We start from the raw sequence: 456 nt of genomic DNA, 5'->3' as shown, positions 1-456 counted from the left end.
ATGCGATCGACGTTGCCCGCGCCCAGCGCCGTCGAGAACACAAAGGTGTCTGAGCCGGCCCCGCCGATCATCGTGTCGGCGCCGCCGCCGCCGTTAAGGATGTTGGCGCCGCTGTTGCCGGTGATCGTGTTGGCGATCGAGTTGCCTGTACCGTTGAGGTTGGCCGTGCCGGTGAGCGTGAGGTTCTCCAGCTCCGAGCCCCCGAGGGAGTAGGACACGGACGCGATCACGAGATCGGTGCCGACGGCGCCGTTGGCCTCGACGGCTTTGTCGCCGATGTTGTCGACGATGTAGGTGTCGGAGCCGGCCCCGCCGATCATCGTGTCGGCGCCGCCGCCGCCATTGAGGATGTTGGCGCCGCTGTTGCCGGTGATCGTGTTGGCGATCGAGTTGCCTGTACCGTTGAGGTTGGCCGTGCCGGTGAGCGTGAGGTTCTCCAGCTCCGAGCCCCCGAGG

General features: G+C 66.9%; 1 protein-coding gene. It reads right to left on the bottom strand.

All coding sequences use genetic code 11. From position 1 onward, the window contains the following. Nucleotides 1-456: calcium-binding protein (locus tag MFF26_RS26395; RefSeq protein WP_283207431.1), on the bottom strand; the 456-nt coding region annotated here is incomplete at both ends.

Origin of the sequence: Methylorubrum suomiense (genome assembly GCF_022179765.1) — a bacterium.
GTDB classification, from domain to species: Bacteria; Pseudomonadota; Alphaproteobacteria; order Rhizobiales; family Beijerinckiaceae; genus Methylobacterium; species Methylobacterium suomiense.
The sequence above is the reverse complement of the archived record's forward strand: the minus strand, read 5'-3'. Positions and strand labels throughout refer to the sequence as shown.